This is a genomic window from Chryseobacterium electrogenes (assembly GCF_053553015.1).
On sequence record NZ_JBNPPB010000002.1, the window covers coordinates 1 to 19,660 of the forward strand.

Here is a 19,660-nt window from a genome sequence, read left to right on the forward strand (position 1 = left end):
GAAGCTTACTTTCATTATTTAAAATCGTATTCTTCCCGTTAAAAAAGATAGGTTTGTCTAATTCGATAGGCGTATGTTATATGGCTTATCGCTGTATTGTTTCAACCTTGCATTTTGCAATCTTCGAATCCCATATCCATGTCTGAAGACTAAGATTAAAAAAAGAGCATTGAATTTCAGGGTGTTTAAGGATGCGTTAATAAATAGTTCACAATAAGTTTGCGGGGGATATGTAAAGAGCTTACCTTTGCAGTCGCAATTAGAGATAAGAGCGGCGCAGAAGCAGTAAAGATGACATAAACTATAAAGATTCTCAAAAAATAAATATAAATTTTATTTGCGAGTATTGATAAAAAGTTTTACTTTTGCAAACGCAAATCGAGATAGATTAGCAAGCGTAGGAGTAGAGTATAAGATATGTTTTGATGATTATTATGGCTAAGAAAAATAGTAATAATAAGAGTTGTGTATATCGGAAAAAGTTTTTACTTTTGCACTCGCAAATCAGGGACGACTGACAGAGAAGATTCCTGATAGAAAAGCGAGAAGAATATAGATCATTGAAATAACATATAACAACCAAGTAAGGAAAAAAAACCAAAGCGTCAATTTTAGGATTGAGTAGAGTTTAAGGACAAACCAACATACAATGGAGAGTTTGATCCTGGCTCAGGATGAACGCTAGCGGGAGGCCTAACACATGCAAGCCGAGCGGTAGATGTCCTTCGGGACATTGAGAGCGGCGCACGGGTGCGTAACACGTGTGCAACCTACCTTTATCAGGGGGATAGCCCGAAGAAATTCGGATTAATACTCCATAATATGAGTCAAGGCATCTTGATTTATTGAAAACTCCGGTGGATAAAGATGGGCACGCGCAAGATTAGATAGTTGGTGAGGTAACGGCTCACCAAGTCTACGATCTTTAGGGGGCCTGAGAGGGTGATCCCCCACACTGGTACTGAGACACGGACCAGACTCCTACGGGAGGCAGCAGTGAGGAATATTGGACAATGGGTGAGAGCCTGATCCAGCCATCCCGCGTGAAGGACGACGGTTCTATGGATTGTAAACTTCTTTTATATAGGGATAAACCTACTTACGTGTAAGTAGCTGAAGGTACTATATGAATAAGCACCGGCTAACTCCGTGCCAGCAGCCGCGGTAATACGGAGGGTGCAAGCGTTATCCGGATTTATTGGGTTTAAAGGGTCCGTAGGCGGGCTTGTAAGTCAGTGGTGAAATCCGGCAGCTTAACTGTCGAACTGCCATTGATACTGCAAGTCTTGAGTAAAGTAGAAGTGGCTGGAATAAGTAGTGTAGCGGTGAAATGCATAGATATTACTTAGAACACCAATTGCGAAGGCAGGTCACTATGTTTTAACTGACGCTGATGGACGAAAGCGTGGGGAGCGAACAGGATTAGATACCCTGGTAGTCCACGCCGTAAACGATGCTAACTCGTTTTTGGGATTTAGGTTTCAGAGACTAAGCGAAAGTGATAAGTTAGCCACCTGGGGAGTACGTTCGCAAGAATGAAACTCAAAGGAATTGACGGTGGCCAGCACAAGCGGTGGAGCATGTGGTTTAATTCGATGATACGCGAGGAAGCCTTACCAAGGCTTAAATGGGAATTGACAGGTTTAGAAATAGACTTTTCTTCGGACAATTTTCAAGGTGCTGCATGGTTGTCGTCAGCTCGTGCCGTGAGGTGTTAGGTTAAGTCCTGCAACGAGCGCAACCCCTGTCACTAGTTGCTAACATTAAGTTGAGGACTCTAGTGAGACTGCCTACGCAAGTAGAGAGGAAGGTGGGGATGACGTCAAATCATCACGGCCCTTACGCCTTGGGCCACACACGTGCTACAATGGACGGTACAGAGGGACGCTACCAGGCGACTGGATGCAAATCTCGAAAGCCGTTCTCAGTTCGGATTGGAGTCTGCAACTCGACTCTATGAAGCTGGAATCGCTAGTAATCGCGCATCAGCCATGGCGCGGTGAATACGTTCCCGGGCCTTGTACACACCGCCCGTCAAGCCATGGAAGTCTGGGGTACCTGAAGTCGGTGACCGTAACAGGAGCTGCCTAGGGTAAAACAGGTAACTAGGGCTAAGTCGTAACAAGGTAGCCGTACCGGAAGGTGCGGCTGGAACATCTCATTTTAGAGCGTCTTTAAGACGAAAAACGTACAAGTCATTAGATTGACAACAAGACCTTAGACAAAACTACAAGTTTTGGTTTTTTTACTCGGTTGGATATATAAAAAAAGATAAACCCACTAGAAATTAGTATAGGGAAGAGATTTGGAAAAAGAAGTTAGGAATTAGAAGTTAGAAATTAGTCTAACCTCTATTATCTAACATCTAAAACGAAGTCTCGTAGCTCAGCTGGTTAGAGCGCTACACTGATAATGTAGAGGTCGGCAGTTCGAGCCTGCCCGAGACTACTAATTGGAATAGAGGTTAGAGGTCAGAATTTAGAAGTTAGATATATGCGCAAGCAAAAGTCTAATATCTAATATCTATCATCTAACATCTTAACTAGAGGGGGAATTAGCTCAGCTGGCTAGAGCGCCTGCCTTGCACGCAGGAGGTCAAGGGTTCGACTCCCTTATTCTCCACAGTTTTAGGAGTTTGATTTAAAAGTTACGATTGGAGCCAAAAACAACAATTGTTCATCAGACAAATAAGAAGAAAACAAAGATCATTGACATTAACGGTAAAGACATCACAAAGAGAAAACCGAGCGCAAACAAGCGCTTGAGTAACCAATAGGAAAGAAATCGTTAAGGGCGTATGGCGGATGCCTAGGCTTTCAGAGGCGAAGAAGGACGTGGTAAGCTGCGAAAAGCTGCGGGGATCGGCACACACGAATTGATCCGCAGATGTCCGAATGGGGCAACCCGTCTGGTTGAAGACCAGTCATCTTGATGTTTACATTGAGAAGCAAACCCGGAGAACTGAAACATCTAAGTACCCGGAGGAAAAGAAATCGAAGAGATTCCGTAAGTAGTGGCGAGCGAACGCGGATTAGCCCAAAAGTCTTTATATATTTAGAAGAATGTTCTGGAAAGAACAGCCGTAGACGGTGATAGCCCGGTATTCGAAAGGTATATTTAGATGATAAATGAGTATGGCGGGACACGTGAAATCCTGTCTGAATATGGGGGGACTATCCTCCAAGGCTAAATACTCCTGAAAGACCGATAGTGAACAAGTACTGTGAAGGAAAGGTGAAAAGCACTTCGAATAGAAGGGTGAAATAGAACCTGAAACCGTACGCCTACAAGCGGTCGGAGCTCACAAGTTGAGTGACGGCGTGCCTTTTGCATAATGAGCCTACGAGTTAATGTTACTAGCGAGGTTAAGGACTTCAGGTCCAAGAGCCGGAGCGAAAGCGAGTTTGAATAGGGCGCTTAGTTAGTAGTATTAGACGCGAAACCTTGTGATCTACCCATGGGCAGGTTGAAGCTTTGGTAACACAAAGTGGAGGACCGAACCGGTTGACGTTGAAAAGTCTTCGGATGACTTGTGGGTAGGGGTGAAAGGCCAATCAAACTGGGAGATAGCTCGTACTCTCCGAAATGCATTTAGGTGCAGCGTCGTATATAAGTTTATTAGAGGTAGAGCTACTGATTGGATGCGGGGGAGTCAAATCCTACCAATTCCTGACAAACTCCGAATGCTAATAAATGTTCTACGGCAGTGAGGGCATGGGTGCTAAGGTCCATGTCCGAGAGGGAAAGAACCCAGACCAACAGCTAAGGTCCCAAATATATGTTAAGTTGAAATAACGCGGTTGGACTGCATTGACAGCTAGGATGTTGGCTTGGAAGCAGCCATTCATTTAAAGAGTGCGTAACAGCTCACTAGTCGAGCGGTCCGGCATGGATAATAATCGGGCATAAACATATTACCGAAGCTATGGATTTATACCTTAGGGGTATATCTGGTAGGAGAGCATTCTATTTGCGCCGAAGCAGTATCGTGAGGTATTGTGGAGCGGATAGAAAAGAAAATGTAGGCATAAGTAACGATAAAGGGGGCGAGAAACCCCCTCACCGAAAGACTAAGGTTTCCTCAGCCATGCTAATCAGCTGAGGGTTAGTCGGGACCTAACGCGAACCCGAACGGGGAAGTGGATGGACAATGGGTTAATATTCCCATACTTGCTCACACTAAAAAGGGGACGGAGTGCCGTACTTACTGGAGACTGACGGAATAGTCAAGACCTAGCCTTCGGGCGAAGTTGTTGTAAGGAAAGCGCTTCCAAGAAAAGCCGAAGTGAAGCAACCCGTACCAAAACCGACACAGGTAGTCGAGGAGAGAATCCTAAGGTGCTCGAGTGAGTCGTGGCTAAGGAACTAGGCAAAATAGTCTCGTAACTTCGGAAGAAGAGACGCCAACAGCAATGTTGGCCGCAGTGAAGAGGCCCAGGCGACTGTTTATCAAAAACACAGGACTCTGCTAAATCGAAAGATGCTGTATAGGGTCTGACACCTGCCCGGTGCTGGAAGGTTAAGGAAGGGCGTTAGCGTAAGCGAAGCGTTTGACTGAAGCCCCAGTAAACGGCGGCCGTAACTATAACGGTCCTAAGGTAGCGAAATTCCTTGTCGGGTAAGTTCCGACCTGCACGAATGGTGTAACGATCTGGGCACTGTCTCAGCCACGAGCTCGGTGAAATTGTAGTATCGGTGAAGATGCCGATTACCCGCAATGGGACGAAAAGACCCTGTGAACCTTTACTATAACTTCGTATTGACTTTGAGTAAGTAATGTGTAGGATAGGTGGGAGACTTTGAAGCAGGCACGCTAGTGTTTGTGGAGTCAACGTTGAAATACCACCCTTTACTTACTTGAAGCCTAACTTCTTTTAGAAGGACATTGCGTGGTGGGTAGTTTGACTGGGGTGGTCGCCTCCAAAAGAGTAACGGAGGCTTTCAAAGGTACCCTCAGCACGCTTGGTAACCGTGCGTAGAGTGTAATGGCATAAGGGTGCTTGACTGTGAGACCAACAAGTCGATCAGGTGCGAAAGCAGGACATAGTGATCCGGTGGTTCCGTATGGAAGGGCCATCGCTCATAGGATAAAAGGTACTCCGGGGATAACAGGCTAGTCTCCCCCAAGAGCTCACATCGACGGGGAGGTTCGGCACCTCGATGTCGGCTCGTCACATCCTGGGGCTGGAGAAGGTCCAAGGGTTGGGCTGTTCGCCCATTAAAGTGGCACGCGAGCTGGGTTCAGAACGTCGTGAGACAGTTCGGTCTCTATCTATTGCGGGCGTTAGAAGTTTGAGCGGACTTGACTCTAGTACGAGAGGACCGTGTTGAACAAACCTCTGGTGTATCAGTTGTACCGCCAGGTGCACCGCTGAGTAGCTACGTTTGGAAGAGATAAGCACTGAAAGCATATAAGTGCGAAACTCGCCGCAAGATTAGACTTCTTTTAAGGGTCGTGGGAGATGACCACGTTGATAGGCTATAGGTGTAAAGGCAGTAATGTCATAGCCAAGTAGTACTAATTACCCGTAGATTTATAGCCTATTGTAAAGCGCAAGTTTGCGCGCCAAAGGTTTTGTCTTTGTGAACGTTTTTATCGATAAACATAGTTTTTAGTTTTTAGTGTATTGTTTTTAGTATGAATGCTAAATACCCAAAACTAAATACCCAAAACTAAAATATACCTTATTTAGGGTGGTTTTAGCAGAGGGGCTCACCTGTTCCCATTCCGAACACAGAAGTTAAGCCCTCTAGCGCCGATGGTACTGCTAACGCGGGAGAGTAGGTCGCCGCCAGTTTTTTTAAAAGCTCAATCATTTAGTTGATTGAGCTTTTTTTTGGTCCATACTTTTGAAAAATGACGAAAGATATTAAACTTTAGAAGTTAGATATTAGAAATGTGATGAAAAGACATGAGAAACGAAATGGCATATACCGCATCAGCAAATCAACAAATCGTCATATTACCGTATCTCCATATCCTCGAATTGTCGCATCGTTCTCGCGCTAGGGATAGAAGCGGTTATCCTTTTTCTTTTGGCTTCTGGTGATTATTGTAATAGATTTTGAGCTGATGAAGTTCTAAACAACGAAAGATAGACACTGGAAAAAAGAAAAAGATAGTAGCGGATAGCCCGGTGACATAGCCTAAGGCTGGACTTAAGCAAGGAAGGATAGGGCAAGCGCTATAGAAAAAGTTATTCTGATAATTCCTCGCGGCGTTCTTTTTCTGATCCTGTTTCAGATTTTCCAAATTTCCAATAAGAATAGGCATAAAGCTCATCTTTTGTCCATGATTTTTCTTTTCTTAGAAAGGTTCTAATTTCTTTTACAGCGCTAAATTCTGCTGCAATATATGCGAATCGTGATTTAGGATTCATTTTCTCAGTATGAGCTTTAGCTTTAGCTGCTAGAGTAGAATTTTTGGCTGGAGTTGGATTGATAATCCACTCGAAGCTTGCTTTTGCATTGGTTTCTATTGTGTGAATATCTTCTGGTGAAATTACTTCTATAATGGTATGTACTTGTACATCTGCCGGAAGACTTTCTAATATGCATGCAAGGACAGGAATTGCTGTTGCATCACCTACTAGAAGATAATCTTCTGCATCTGGATATAATGGAGAAGGATCTGTTTTCATAGAGATTCCTAGCTCAGAGCCTATTGGCGCATTGATGGCAAAATTAGAAGCAGGGCCTTCGTCACCATGAGCTACAAAGTCTACATATATTTCTTTATTTTCTAAATTAATACCCCTATGAGTGTAAGTTCTGATGTGTGGTTTTATATCGTCGCTCATCGGTTTCCATTCCATTTTTTCATAGTTAAATTCAGGAAAGTGCACTTTTGTTTTGCCTGCTGGGGCAATATAAACTTTATTATTACTACCGAATGTTGAATCTTTAACCTTATCAATATTCTCGTTTCCTAATGCTAATCTGATGTAATGCGGGGTGATATATGTCCTCTTTTTAAGATGATATACATCTGTATAAATATTTTTCATTTTTTAATTTTAGCAAAGTTAACGCTTAATTTATAATAATTCTAAATAAGAGTTGCTTTTTTTTACTTTAATTTGATATGCTTTGTAATTGTATTTTTTTAAATTTGATAGAAATAATATTTAATTATGCCTTATATCGATTATTATAAAGTATTGGATGTTGGTAAATCTGCATCACAAGACGATATTAAGAAAGCTTATCGTAGACTTGCAAGAAAGCTACATCCTGATCTTAATCCAGGTGATAAAGAGGCGGAAAGGCAATTCAAAGAGCTGAATGAAGCTAATGAAGTTCTTAGTAATCCTGAACATCGCGCTAAATATGATAAATATGGAGAAAATTGGAAACACGGTGAAGAATACGAAAAAGCGCAGCAACAACACCAATATTCTAACTCATCAGGCGGTACTTTTTCTGGAGCTGATTTTGGCGAAAGTGGAGATTTTTCGGACTTTTTTCAGTCTATGTTTGGAGGTTCTGCTGGTGGTTTCGGACGTAGTTCTCGAGGTAGTGCTGCGGGGAAATATAAAGGCGAAGATGTTGCAGCAGAGCTTAGTCTTAGCCTAAAAGACGCGGCTAATACACACCAACAGACTTTCGAGATTAATGGTAAGAAAGTTAGGATTACAATTCCGTCTGGCATATATGATGGACAGAAAATAAAACTTAATGGTCACGGAAATCCAGGTATTAACGGTGGTCCAAGTGGTGACTTGTATATTACTTTCAATATTTTAGAAGATAAGCTTTTCATGAGAAATGGTGATGATCTTACTACAGAAGTAGAGATTGATCTCTATACTGCGCTCTTAGGTGGTGATGTAATGGTGCCTACTTTAACGGGAAATGTTAATCTTAAAGTTAAACCCGAGACTCAACCCGATACTAAAGTTAGACTTAAGGGAAAAGGTTTTCCTGTTTATAAGAAAGAAGGAAGTTTTGGAGATCTTTTTGTGACGTACAAAGTACAGCTTCCAAAAAATCTAACCGAAAAGCAAAAGGAAATTATTGAACAATTAAAAAATTCTTAATATGGTTGCTAGAATATCTGTAGAAGAAATCATTAGTGTATATCAAGTTGATAATAGCTTTATAGAAGCTTTGATAGAGTCAGAATTGTTACATCCTGAGGTAGAAGATACGGTCCAATATATTGTTCATGATGATTTATTAAATCTTGAGAAATTCATCAACTGGCATTATGATCTAGAGGTTAATATTGCAGGTATTGAAATTATAAATAAATTATTACAGCAGATTAACCAACTTAGACAGGCGAGTATATCTATGAAAAAATAAGTCTTATTAGTCTTGCGTGATGTATCACTTTATTCTCCTTTTTTGCTTTAAATAGGAGGTTTTTTGCTGCGTTTAGTTATAAAAAAAATATTTTTATTTCTTCTAATTGGTTTATTTTATTTTGGATTGTTGTGAGATTAATTTTTATTAAAACATTGTATTTAAAGGTTTTGTACAATGTTTTAACATAATTGAGCAATTTTTTTAAATTATATATTAAGATTTGTTTTTACTGCTTTTTAATTCTAATTGCTTGATGTTTAATAGTTTATTTAATTTATTGTAAATTAATTTTAATTTTTAATAATAATAACGTTTTATATTTATATAAATCATAAATTTGTTTTAATATAAATATAGAATGAGTATGAGAGCGTTGTTATTTTTTATAATTTTAATCAATTGTTTAACTAATGCTCAAATTTGTTCGGGCGTAGTTGCGAAGGATATATTAGGTAATCAAGACGTTAACGTAGATTGCAGCTATCCCCTTACCAATCATAATTCTTGTTTGTCTTTGCTGCTAACTTATCCTAAATTTTATGCTACAGATACCTACAAAACAGAGTCTATAACTTATAAACCACCAGTGCCGTACAATTATGGTACGCCGCTTAATGTCGTGGCTGATGACCTTTTTGTAAAAGCTGTTAATTTGCCTTTCAATTTTTGTTTTTTCGGGATTAATTATAACGAAATTGCCATTGGTACTAATGGATTAATTACATTTGATATGTCTAATATGGATGGAGATGCTATTTCGTTTCCTAATATTTCGCATAAAAATCCTAATCCACAATTACCAACTAATTCGGTTTTTGGAGTTATGCAAGATTTGGTTTTTCCAGATAACGATGAGTCCGAAATTTATTATACAATAGAAGGTCAGGCACCTTGCAGAAGATTGATTGTTAATTTCTATAAAGGTATTATTGCTGGTTGCCAAGATCGTTCTTCATCACAAATTATTCTCTATGAAGGAACCAATGAAATAGAAATCTACGTAGACGAAAAGCCTAATCCTTGTTTTTCTATAAAAAATGAAAAAACTTTAATAGGTATTCAAAATCAAGATGGAACGTTAGGATACTCTCCAAATAATAGAAATACGGGAGTATGGACTGCGCAGAAAGAAGCTTGGAGATTTTCTCCTGCAGGAGCAGAGATTATACCAACTATCCAATGGTATAATTCTAAAAAAGAATGGGTAGCGACTGGTGCTAATGTTAGTGTTTGTCCTGATGACGAAGAAGTCTATACGGCAGAGGCTAGTTACAATATTTGTGGTAATGCCAACTATGTTTTATCAGATGATATTAAAGTTAGTTTTGATCCTAATTTTCCGTTAGTTAAAAACTATAAACATATTTTTTGTACCACAAGCACATCTATTTTTACCAATCTTGATGATGATATTTATAAACAATCTTTAGTAAAAAGGAATTATCAATCTTTCCGTTATGAGTTTTTTTTAACATTGGCGGATGCTCAGAATAATAGTAATCCACAACCTTATCAAAATATAGAGATTAAAGGAGGAGAAAAATATTTTGTGAGAATTTCTAATCTATCATCTCCAACATGCTACCGTATTGCAGAACTTACGTTTAATTTTATTAGTAGTATCCTAAAAAAAGATAGTGTTGATATTTGTGATGTACAGGCAGATGGAGTAGAGAATGCTTATGTATTGTCAAAACTTAACGGGCAATTATTTGATAATTTTCAAGGACTTAATATTAAGTATTTTTTGAGCCAAAGTGATGCTCAGAATAATGTTAATAGCGTAACAACTGCACGTCTAACTGCTGCAACTCAACTTTGGATAAGATCAGATGTAAAAGGTTGCGAGAAGGTTTTTGGACCAATTAGTATCGTATTTAGTTCAGCGCCAATTGTTAATACGCCTATAGATTTTCCTGTAGAGACATGTGATTTTATTGGTGATAATCTGGAGCCTTATGAGTTTTTTGATAATTTGGCACATTTGGTAGTTTCTAATCCTAATGATCCTAATTTATTAATAAGGTTTTATAGCAGTCTAGCAAGTGCTACTAGTGGCACTGGTGGAGAGGTGAAAAATATAAAAAACAAACTTCAGAAAATTTATGTTAGAGTAGAATATCCTGGAGGTTGTTATTCTATCGCAGTTATTAATTTGGATGTTACCTTCAAGCCTTTTCAGGCGGATGATAAAATTGCATATATCTGTTTTGATGGTAGTCAAGATGTACAATTTGATCTGGATGACTTGTCCAAAAATATGCTAATTTTACCGTTAACGGGTGTTGTAAAGACTTTTTATTCTTCAAAAGATGATGCGGTAAAAGGTGATCCTTTAACGATGATTAGCCCGCTACAGATGATTACAGAAGATGGTAATTATCCATCTAAAAGTTTTTATGTTCGTTTTGAAGATGAGACGGGATGTTTTATTGTTAGAGAAATAAAAGTGACTTTAGTTTTTCCTAAAATTTTCAAAAATAGTTTTACTGTTTGTGATGTTGATAATGACTCTAAAGAATTTGTGAGTTTAACTAAATTTTCTGTGGAGTTGATAGGGAATCAAAATGCTAAAGTATCCTATTTTAATACACAAGCAGAAGCTTTGGCTAACCAAAATCCACTGACAACTGTGGAAGTTATTTCTTCTAAAACTGTTTTTGTAAGAATAGTGGCGTACGGCTGTGCACAAGTTTATCCTATTTCTGTTACTTTAATCTCTACGCCAGATACTGTACAGTCTTATCAAGCAGTAGAAAACAATGTGTGTGACAATAATAATGATGCGACAGAGATATTAGATATCACGAAGTACGAAAATAGTATTGTCAAAAATGCAAGTCTTTATACTTTCGAGTATTATAAAAATTATAACTCTGCTAATCATACGTTTTCTAATTTGATTAGCAACCCGAAAGCATTTCTTTCTACAGCTTCTGAGGTAGTTTATGTTAAAACGATTTTCAAATCATCCAATTGTTACTCTGCGACTCAGTTAGCATTGAAAATTAATTTTATCGGAGCTCCTATTCTTAAGCCAGCTGTATTAGAAATATGTGATTTTGATTTTAATTTTTTCGAAACATTTACGTTGTCAGATGCTTTGCCACAAGTTTTTAGTTCTGTAGATAATGCTTCTCCAATTTCTAATTACACGATTAGTTATTACGAAACCGAAGCAGAAGCTAATGCAGGAGATATTTCTAAAAGTGTTAACGTAAAGCAAATGACAAAATTTGCATCAGTTTTTTTCTGGGTAAGATTTCAAAATAAAGTAACCAATTGCTTTTCTGTTCAGTCAATTGAGTTGAAAACATATTTTCCGCCTAAGGCTATTATTTCTAAAATTAAAATATGCGATAATAATCTGGATGGTATTATGGATGTTAACTTAATGGATTACAAAAATCAAATGGTAGTCGTTGCATCTGCTCATAACAAATTCTCTTTTTACTATTCTAAGTCTGATGCAACGCAAGGGATTAATAGGATTCCTAACCCAGAAAATTTTAGCGCTAATCCTTTTCCTGCAAGACTTTGGGTGAGAATAGAGAATCTAGCAGACTGCAAGGATGTTAATTACATTGATTTTGAAACCAATCAATCTGTTGTCTTACAGAATGCAGGCCCATTTGTTCTTAATAATGTGTGTGATAATGGTAATGATGGTAAAGAAATAGTTGATCTTACGCAGTTTCAAAAACGAATTTTAAATCACCCGCAAGCAAGCTTTAGTTATTATCCAACGCTTAAAGATCTTCAGCAAAATACCAATGTAATCAAGTCGCCTACTTTATTTGCTTATGATGTATCGCTACATACAAAACCAATTTATGTAATGGTTTCTAGACCTGGGCTTTGTCCACAATTGACAACTATCTCGATCCAGTTGAAAAAAACACCAATGTTCACCCTGCCAGATTATTATTTCTGTCCAGGTGTAGGGATCAAAATTGAACCTAATTGGAGTGGATTGGATATAAAAACCTTCGAGTGGAAAAATCCAAAGGGTGATATTATTTCAACCAAAAACTTTATAGATAAAATAAAAGAAGCGGGTGTTTATCAAATAAAAGTCACGGCTAATAATGGATGTTCTTTTGTAACAAATTTTAATGTCAAAGCTTATGAAGTTCCTATTATTACGCAGCTAATCCCTAACGGAAGTTCTTATACTGTTGTAGCTACGGGTAGTAAGAAAATATTATATTCTCTTGATGGTATCATTTGGCAAGATTCTAATGTTTTCAATAATTTGCCAGAAGGAGTGGTTACTTTTTATGTTAAATTTTTTGGAAGTGATTGTCTTGGTGAGATTAAAAAAGGACTTGTCGTTAAGGTTCTCAATGCATTTACGCCTAATGGAGATGGTGTTAATGATGTTTGGGTTTTTGATAATTTAAATGTCTTCGAGGGAAAATTGTCTAATATTAAAATACATGACAGATCAGGTTTAGAAGTATTTGAGCAATCAAGTGCAACGCAACTAGTTTGGTCAGGTCAACATAATGGTAGAAGCCTTTCTACAGCAGATTATTGGTATGTTCTAAGCTTGCCAGATGGGCGAGTGTTTACGGGTTGGATATTGCTGAAGAATAGAAATTAACTCTCGTTCTTTGTTTTGAGTTTTTTTTAATTATTTAAATTATTTTTTATTTAACATAATGAAATGATTTGAAATTTAACTAAAAAATATAATTATAAATCTAAATTTACGTGTATATTTATCCTGTTGACTAAAAACTTTCCCAAGGGTATTCTTGATTTTAATGTGGTGTAACTCAATAAATTTTATAGCTATGAATATAAGTATTTTTAGAATCGTAATATTTTGTTTAATACTCAGTTTTTGTAATTTTTATGGGCAACAAGTGCATGTAAGGTATAAGTATATCCGTTCGCCGATGTGGAGTTCTTACGAAGATTTATACATTAAAGATGGAAAAGTAGCCTCAATCCAAGATTCTATTATTACAAAAACGGTTCAGGTATCGGGTACTACTAATAATGGTTGGACTCAGAATATAACATTAGTTCGTCCTAATGGTTTAGGATTTTCTTTAAACAAGCCTGTTAATACTGTAAAGCCATTTTATTTTTATTCTAATCTTACAAAAGATAATAATGTGAGAGAAATGTACTTTACAGCTTATGATGACGCCAAAAATCTTCCTCAGCTTTATCTTATTGATGATAAAGTAACAAAGCCCAATTGGAAAATTGATGATAAAAATACAAAAAAAATAGCGGGTTATACTTGTACCAAAGCTACGGCTTACTTCCGGGGTTCTAATATCACCGCCTATTTTGCAAAAGATTTACCTTATTCTACTGGGCCGTATAAGTTTTTTGGTTTACCAGGATTAATTTTGGATGTTAGGGTAGATGGTCAAGATTTTAAAATCTGGAATGCAGAGGAAGTTACGGTTGATGATAAAACTGTGATAGATTACCAACCAAATGCAAAAGGTAAAAAAGAAATAAAAATGGAAGATTTTGTAAAGATGAATGATGAGGCACGAAAAAAAGACGCCCAAGAAGTTCTTAAAAATCTACCCGCAGGTACTAAAATGGAAATCAATTACAGGACAGGAGTAGAAAAAATCTACGAATGGGAAATGTAAATTTAAATTCAAAATAAAAAAAACAGCTTTACAAAATGGCTGTTTTTTTTGTCTAAATTATTTCCTGAATTCTTTTATTTTTTTCTCAAAATGTACCGTTAATAATCCTAAGTCCTTATCAGAACAATAAGCATATTTTAAAATTTTAGCTTGGGCAAAATCTCTTAAAGAATAGTAGATAAATGTGTCTATTTCTGATGGTTTAATATCCATAGTTAGAAAATAGTTTTCTGTCAATGTTGATCTTATCCATATTGCAAAATCGGTTGTTGTCCATTGATTATCTATTGCGCCAATAGCTATGCCTGGGCCTACTGGTTGTACAAATTCTCCAGGTTTCGGATCTAGTATGTCTTTGGTTGAGTAGGTTTTATAATAAGAACGGAGATCGCTGTTGAGTTTCTTTTTAGGTAGGTTTTCTCCTAAATTTTTGGTGTCTGTTTCGAGATTGCCGGTTGGTGCTTTTTTAACAATAACAGGTTCTATCTCTGTTATTTTTATTAAGTTGATGATAACCGGATTACTGTTTTGCGTTACAATAAAAGATGCTCTTTCGTAGCTTGGTTTTATCAATCTAATTTCATCGCCTAATTGGGCATTGATGCTAAAATTCCCATCCATATCACTGTAAGATTTTTGACCATTATTCAAGTTGATGATGGTAACAGACGCTACGCTAACCTGATTGTCAAAAAATACTTTTCCGCTTATATTTTGAGAAAATACACTATTAGAAACTACAAAAAGAATAAAGAATAAAAGTTTTCTCAAAGGCTATTTTTTTAGCAAATGTAATTTTTAAAAGCTAATTGCTAATAGATTTAACAAGGATTAACTTTTTTATAAATTTTTAACAAAATCAAGAAAACCCGAGGTTTTTTTTGTGCCTAATTATATCGTAAATTTACACAAAATTGTAACTTCAATGTACTTAGTTTTCGATACCGAAACCACGGGATTACCAAAGAATTTTAACGCACCACTTTCAGATTCTGATAACTGGCCACGTATGGTGCAGATTGCTTGGCAACTGCATGATGACAATGGGGAGTTATTAGAAAATCAGGATTATATCATCAAGCCAGAAGGTTACGATATTCCCTTTAATGCAACAAGAATTCACGGGATTACCACAAAAATGGCTCAAGACGAAGGTCGTGATCTAAAGGAAGTTTTGCAAGAATTTTCCGAAGTTTTAGAAAGAACAAGAATTGTCTCTGGTCATAATGTAGAATTTGACTACAATATTGTTGGGGCAGAGTTTTTCCGTAAAGAAATGGAGGATAACCTTCAGCCAATCAAGAAGGCCGATACCATGATTATTGGTACGGATTATTGTAAGCTGGGCGGTGGTAGAAATGGACGTTACAAGTCTCCCAAGTTAGGAGAACTGTACGAGAAGTTATACGGTTTTAGTTTTGATGAGGCGCATAATGCGGCGGCGGATGTTAATGCAACAGCACAGGTTTTTTTCGAGATGATGAGGATTGGGCTTATTCCTTCCGAAGATCTTAAAACTACTGATGACGTTCTCAATCAATATATTAATAGTCATCCAGATCCAATTAAACCATTTGCAATTGTTATCAGAAGACAAGTTGCAGGTTTTAATAATAAAAAGAAAAAACAAGATGTAGGGAGTATAGATGACATTGATTTAGGGAAATATTTTAATTTCAATAATCATAGTGTTTACTCTACATTAACGGCATCTTCCGCAATTGCAGATCTTATTAAGAAAGCTACACAGGCTAACTATCCAGCTGTTGGCATGGTAGATTTGGGAAATATGATGGGCGCGTTCAAGTTTATTTCTGCTGTAGAAGGAGTTAATGGAGATCGTAAAAAAGCCTATCAAGCTTATCTAGATAAAAAAGCAGAAGCCGAAGAAAAATCAGAAGCTTTCACAGAAGAAGAACCTCAGAAAGAACCGTTGATTCCAGTTTTGGGATGTGAATTTTATATTTCTGATCGATATGAGCAAAAGCAATTTACCAAAGATGATCCTGATAAAAGGACACAAATGGTGTTGTTGGCTAAGGATTTCGAAGGGTATAAAAATCTTGCAAAATTGTCTAGTATTGGCTTTATGAAAGGTTTTTATTTCGGAGTTCCGAGAGTTAGTAGAGAGTTGATTTCTCAATATAAAGAAGGATTAATTGCCTTAACGTCTAATATTAATGGTAATATTCCAGAAGCTATTCTTAATGTAGGTGAGCAAAAAGGTGAGGAACTTTTTAAGTGGTGGAAAGACGAATTCGGGGATGATTTTTACGTTCAGATTCAGAATCATAATTTACCAGAAGAAGAACACCTTAATGAAGTTTTGCTTCAGTTCGCGGAAAAATATGATGTTAAAATTTTAGCTCAAAACGAAACTTTCTACACCGATAAATCTGATGCTAACATCCAAGATATTATCAGTTGTATTAAAGATGGAGAAAAACTGTCAACGCCTATTGGTAAAGGATTTGGTAAAAGAAGAGGCTTGTCTACACAAGATTATTATATCAAAAGTCCAGATGAAGTAAAGCAAGCGTTTTTGGCTTATCCGGATGCCTTTGATGCTTATGATGATTTCTTTGCAAAGTTCAAACCTTATACCTTAAAGCGTGATGTTTTATTGCCGAAGTTTGATATTCCAGCAGAGTTTATCCATGCAGAAGATGATATAGATGGTGGTAAACGTGGTGAGATGGCTTATCTAACGCACTTGACTTATGAAGGCGCTAAAAAAAGATATGTAGAAACTGGGATTACCGATGAGATCAAAGAACGATTAGATTTTGAGTTAGATGTTATTGCCAATACAGGTTATCCAGGATATTTCTTAATTGTACAGGATTTCTGTAATGAAGCTAGAAATATGGGCGTTTGGGTTGGTCCAGGTCGTGGTTCTGCAGCTGGTTCTGCAGTAGCTTATACCATTGGGATTACCAATGTAGATCCTATCAAGTACGACTTGCTATTTGAGCGTTTTCTTAATCCGGAGCGTGTCTCTATGCCAGATATTGATATCGATTTTGATGATGAAGGGAGAGATAGAATCATAAAATGGGTAGTCGAGAAATATGGAAAAATGCAGGTGGCACAGATTATTACCTATTCTATTTTGGGGGGCAAATCTGCGATTAAAGATGCTGGTAGAGTATTGGATATTTCTATTCCCGAGACTAATAATATAGCGAAGTTAATTCCGCCAGTGCCAGGGATGAACATCAAGAAAGCTTTAGATAAATTTGATAAACTCAAACCGGAAGATCAACCGTTGGTTCTTGAGATGAGAGAGATTTTGTCTAATCCTTCTGATGATCGACATCAAGTATTAGAAAGTGCTAGAAAGATGGAAGGTTGCGTTCGTAACACCGGGATCCATGCTTGTGGGGTGATTATCACGCCAGAAGATGTTAGTAATCTTGTACCAATAAGTATTGCGGCTAAAGATGCCGATATCTTGGTGTCTCAGTTTGATAACTCTGTGGCAGAAAGTGCTGGTCTTCTTAAGATGGATTTCTTAGGATTAAGGACTTTAACCATTATTAAAGATGCGATTAAGCTGATTAAACAAAGACATAATATAGATATCAATCCAGACGATATTCCGTTGGATGATACTAAAACATATCAACTATTTAAAGAAGGAAGAACGGTTGGGATTTTCCAGTATGAAAGTCCAGGGATGCAAAAATATATGCGTGAGCTTAAGCCGACAGTTTTTGCCGATCTTATTGCCATGAATGCTTTGTATCGTCCAGGGCCAATTAAATATATTCCTAACTTTATTAATAGGAAACACGGCATTGAAGAAATTGTGTACGATTTACCAGAGACCGAAGAATATCTTAAAGAAACTTACGGGATTACGGTTTATCAAGAGCAGGTAATGTTGTTATCTCAGAAATTAGCCAACTTTACAAAAGGTGAAGCTGATACACTTAGAAAAGCAATGGGTAAAAAGCAGATTGAAGTGCTTAACAAGATGTACCCCAAATTTATCGCTGGCGGTAAAAAAAATAATCTAGCCGAAGCACCTTTAGAAAAAATCTGGAATGACTGGAAAGCCTTTGCAGAATATGCCTTTAACAAATCTCACTCCACGTGTTATGCTCTAATTGCTTATCATACAGCGTATCTCAAAGCTAATTATCCAGCAGAATATATGGCGAGTGTGATGAGTAATAACATTAACAATACACCTCAGATTACCATGTTTATGGAGGATTGTAAAGCAATGGGCGTAGATGTTTTAGGACCAGATGTTAATGAATCCGAATATGAATTTGCGGTGAATGATCGTGGTCAAATAAGATTTGGTTTAGGAGCAATCAAAGGGATTGGAGAAGGGCCAAGTGAAGGGATTAATGAAGAACGCGCCAATGGGAGATTCAAGAATATCTATGAGTTTTTCGAGAGAGTGCCATCTTCTCATGTTAATAAAAGAGTCGCAGAAAGTCTTGTGATTGCAGGAGCTTTTGATGGTTTGGATAAATTTCACCGTGCACAATATTTTGACATCGATAATTCTGGGAAAACAAATCTAGAAAGGCTTATTCGTTATGGGCAAAGTTTCCAAGAAGGTAAAAATGAAATGGAAAATTCTCTGTTTGCTGATTTTGCCGATGAAGTCCAGATAGAGCAACCTAAAATTTTGCCTTGTGCAGAATGGCCTAATATGCATATGTTGAATAAGGAGAAAGAGAGTATTGGATTCTATCTTTCTGCGCATCCGTTGGATGAATTTAAGTATCAATTCCAGTTTATGCAAGGTGTTTTATCCAAGAAAAATATTTTGGAAGAACAGAAAGAAGATATTCCTGCTGATCCTGCGGCTAATTTGGTTAGCGAGGATAAGGACGATGATCCTAACTTGACGGATGATTTGTTATTGTCCGATACCGATGATGCCGATATCGAAGAAGTGATTGAGGAAGTTACCATCAAAGCAGAACCAAAAGGTAATTTCAACTTCTTGAATTTGGATGAGTTGGATGCTTTTAAAGACAATGTTTTCCCGACTTTGGTAAAGCCAGAAGCTGATAAAAAAGATTGGAGAAATAGAGATAAAGATACTGGCAAAGAGTATTCTGTTGCAGGATTAATCACAGAATATCGTGTGCAAGATGGTTTTAAGAGTGGAGAAAAAGTAGCTTTTGTGACACTTGAGGATTATTCTGGATCTTATTCTTTTAGGTTAGGAGATCGCGATTATATGCGATTGAAGGAGAAATTAGAAGTACAACGTTTTGTTATTTTTAAAATCAAATTTGCTCAAGTTAAAGACGGACGAGTTTTTGTGAATGTTAATGATGTGATTGAGCTTAAGGAGGCGTTTGACAAATTTGCAAAAGGACTTTCTGTGGTTGTGGCGCTTGATAGTTTGCGGCAAAGTGATATAGACTTTTTCAGGAGTAATCTTGTTGGTGATAATTTTGGCGAGCAGAAGTTAAGTTTTTATGTAAAAAATGCAGAAGATAATAGTGTAATAGAGTTGGTGTCATTGCATCAACGGGTTAGGATTAACGATGAGCTGTTACAGATTGTTAATCAGGTTCATAATTATGATATATTTCTTAATTAATAATAATCTAAGAAGCTTTTTATAAGCTACTTTCTTACTAAAGACGCTGGATTTATTCGGTGTCTTTTTTTTTTTTTTTGAAAGGAATCAAAATTATTGAGATTTTTTATTTATTGATGGTTGTTTTTAGGTTGATTAATTTATGAGA

Annotated in this window: 7 protein-coding genes, 2 tRNA genes and 3 rRNA genes; 10 read left to right on the forward strand and 2 right to left on the reverse strand. The window is 37.2% G+C overall.

What is annotated here, in order from left to right:
• Positions 1 to 646 precede the first annotated feature (646 nt).
• The 5 genes from ACQQ6V_RS00035 to rrf all read left to right on the forward strand — a co-directional run bounded on the left by ACQQ6V_RS00035 (position 647) and on the right by rrf (position 5,798).
• Positions 647 to 2,164, forward strand: a 16S ribosomal RNA gene (locus tag ACQQ6V_RS00035).
• Between the two features lie 210 nt (positions 2,165 to 2,374).
• Positions 2,375 to 2,448: transfer RNA gene (locus ACQQ6V_RS00040), tRNA-Ile, on the forward strand.
• A gap of 100 nt (positions 2,449 to 2,548) precedes the next feature.
• Positions 2,549 to 2,622, forward strand: a tRNA-Ala gene (locus ACQQ6V_RS00045).
• A 155-nt stretch (positions 2,623 to 2,777) separates the two neighbouring features.
• Positions 2,778 to 5,542: ribosomal RNA gene (locus ACQQ6V_RS00050) — 23S ribosomal RNA — on the forward strand.
• Between the two features lie 148 nt (positions 5,543 to 5,690).
• Positions 5,691 to 5,798 (forward strand): 5S ribosomal RNA (gene rrf, locus ACQQ6V_RS00055).
• Together the 16S, 23S and 5S rRNA genes with 2 tRNA genes alongside form the textbook arrangement of a ribosomal RNA operon.
• 399 nt (positions 5,799 to 6,197) lie before the next feature.
• On the opposite strand, the gene ACQQ6V_RS00060 is transcribed toward rrf, so the two are convergent.
• A complete protein-coding gene (locus ACQQ6V_RS00060; protein WP_448843560.1) occupies positions 6,198 to 7,007 on the reverse strand; it encodes a siderophore-interacting protein in 810 nt (269 codons plus the stop codon).
• Positions 7,008 to 7,133: 126 nt separating this feature from the next.
• Here ACQQ6V_RS00060 and ACQQ6V_RS00065 point away from each other — a divergent pair, with 126 nt between their 5' ends.
• The 4 genes from ACQQ6V_RS00065 (at position 7,134) to ACQQ6V_RS00080 (ending at position 13,934) form a co-directional block, all read left to right on the forward strand.
• A complete protein-coding gene (locus ACQQ6V_RS00065) occupies positions 7,134 to 8,039 on the forward strand; it encodes a DnaJ C-terminal domain-containing protein (protein WP_448843561.1) in 906 nt (301 codons plus the stop codon).
• 1 nt (position 8,040) lies between these two features.
• Positions 8,041 to 8,307 (forward strand): chaperone modulator CbpM, encoded by a 267-nt coding sequence (locus tag ACQQ6V_RS00070; RefSeq protein WP_448843562.1) that lies wholly within the window; start codon positions 8,041 to 8,043, stop codon positions 8,305 to 8,307.
• A gap of 361 nt (positions 8,308 to 8,668) precedes the next feature.
• On the forward strand, positions 8,669 to 12,916 hold the full coding sequence (locus ACQQ6V_RS00075; protein WP_448843563.1) for an FIDD domain-containing protein: 4,248 nt from the start codon (positions 8,669 to 8,671) through the stop codon (positions 12,914 to 12,916).
• Positions 12,917 to 13,109: 193 nt separating this feature from the next.
• On the forward strand, positions 13,110 to 13,934 hold the full coding sequence (locus ACQQ6V_RS00080; protein ID WP_448843564.1) for a GLPGLI family protein: 825 nt from the start codon (positions 13,110 to 13,112) through the stop codon (positions 13,932 to 13,934).
• Between the two features lie 57 nt (positions 13,935 to 13,991).
• Here the strand turns inward: ACQQ6V_RS00080 and ACQQ6V_RS00085 are convergent, their stop codons facing one another.
• Entirely contained in the window at positions 13,992 to 14,705 is a 714-nt protein-coding gene (locus tag ACQQ6V_RS00085) for a peptidase associated/transthyretin-like domain-containing protein (RefSeq protein ID WP_448843565.1), read from the reverse strand.
• Positions 14,706 to 14,859: 154 nt separating this feature from the next.
• Between ACQQ6V_RS00085 and dnaE the strand changes: the two genes are divergently transcribed.
• Entirely contained in the window at positions 14,860 to 19,512 is a 4,653-nt protein-coding gene (dnaE, locus tag ACQQ6V_RS00090; protein WP_448843566.1) for a DNA polymerase III subunit alpha, read from the forward strand.
• The last annotated feature ends 148 nt before the right edge of the window (positions 19,513 to 19,660 follow it).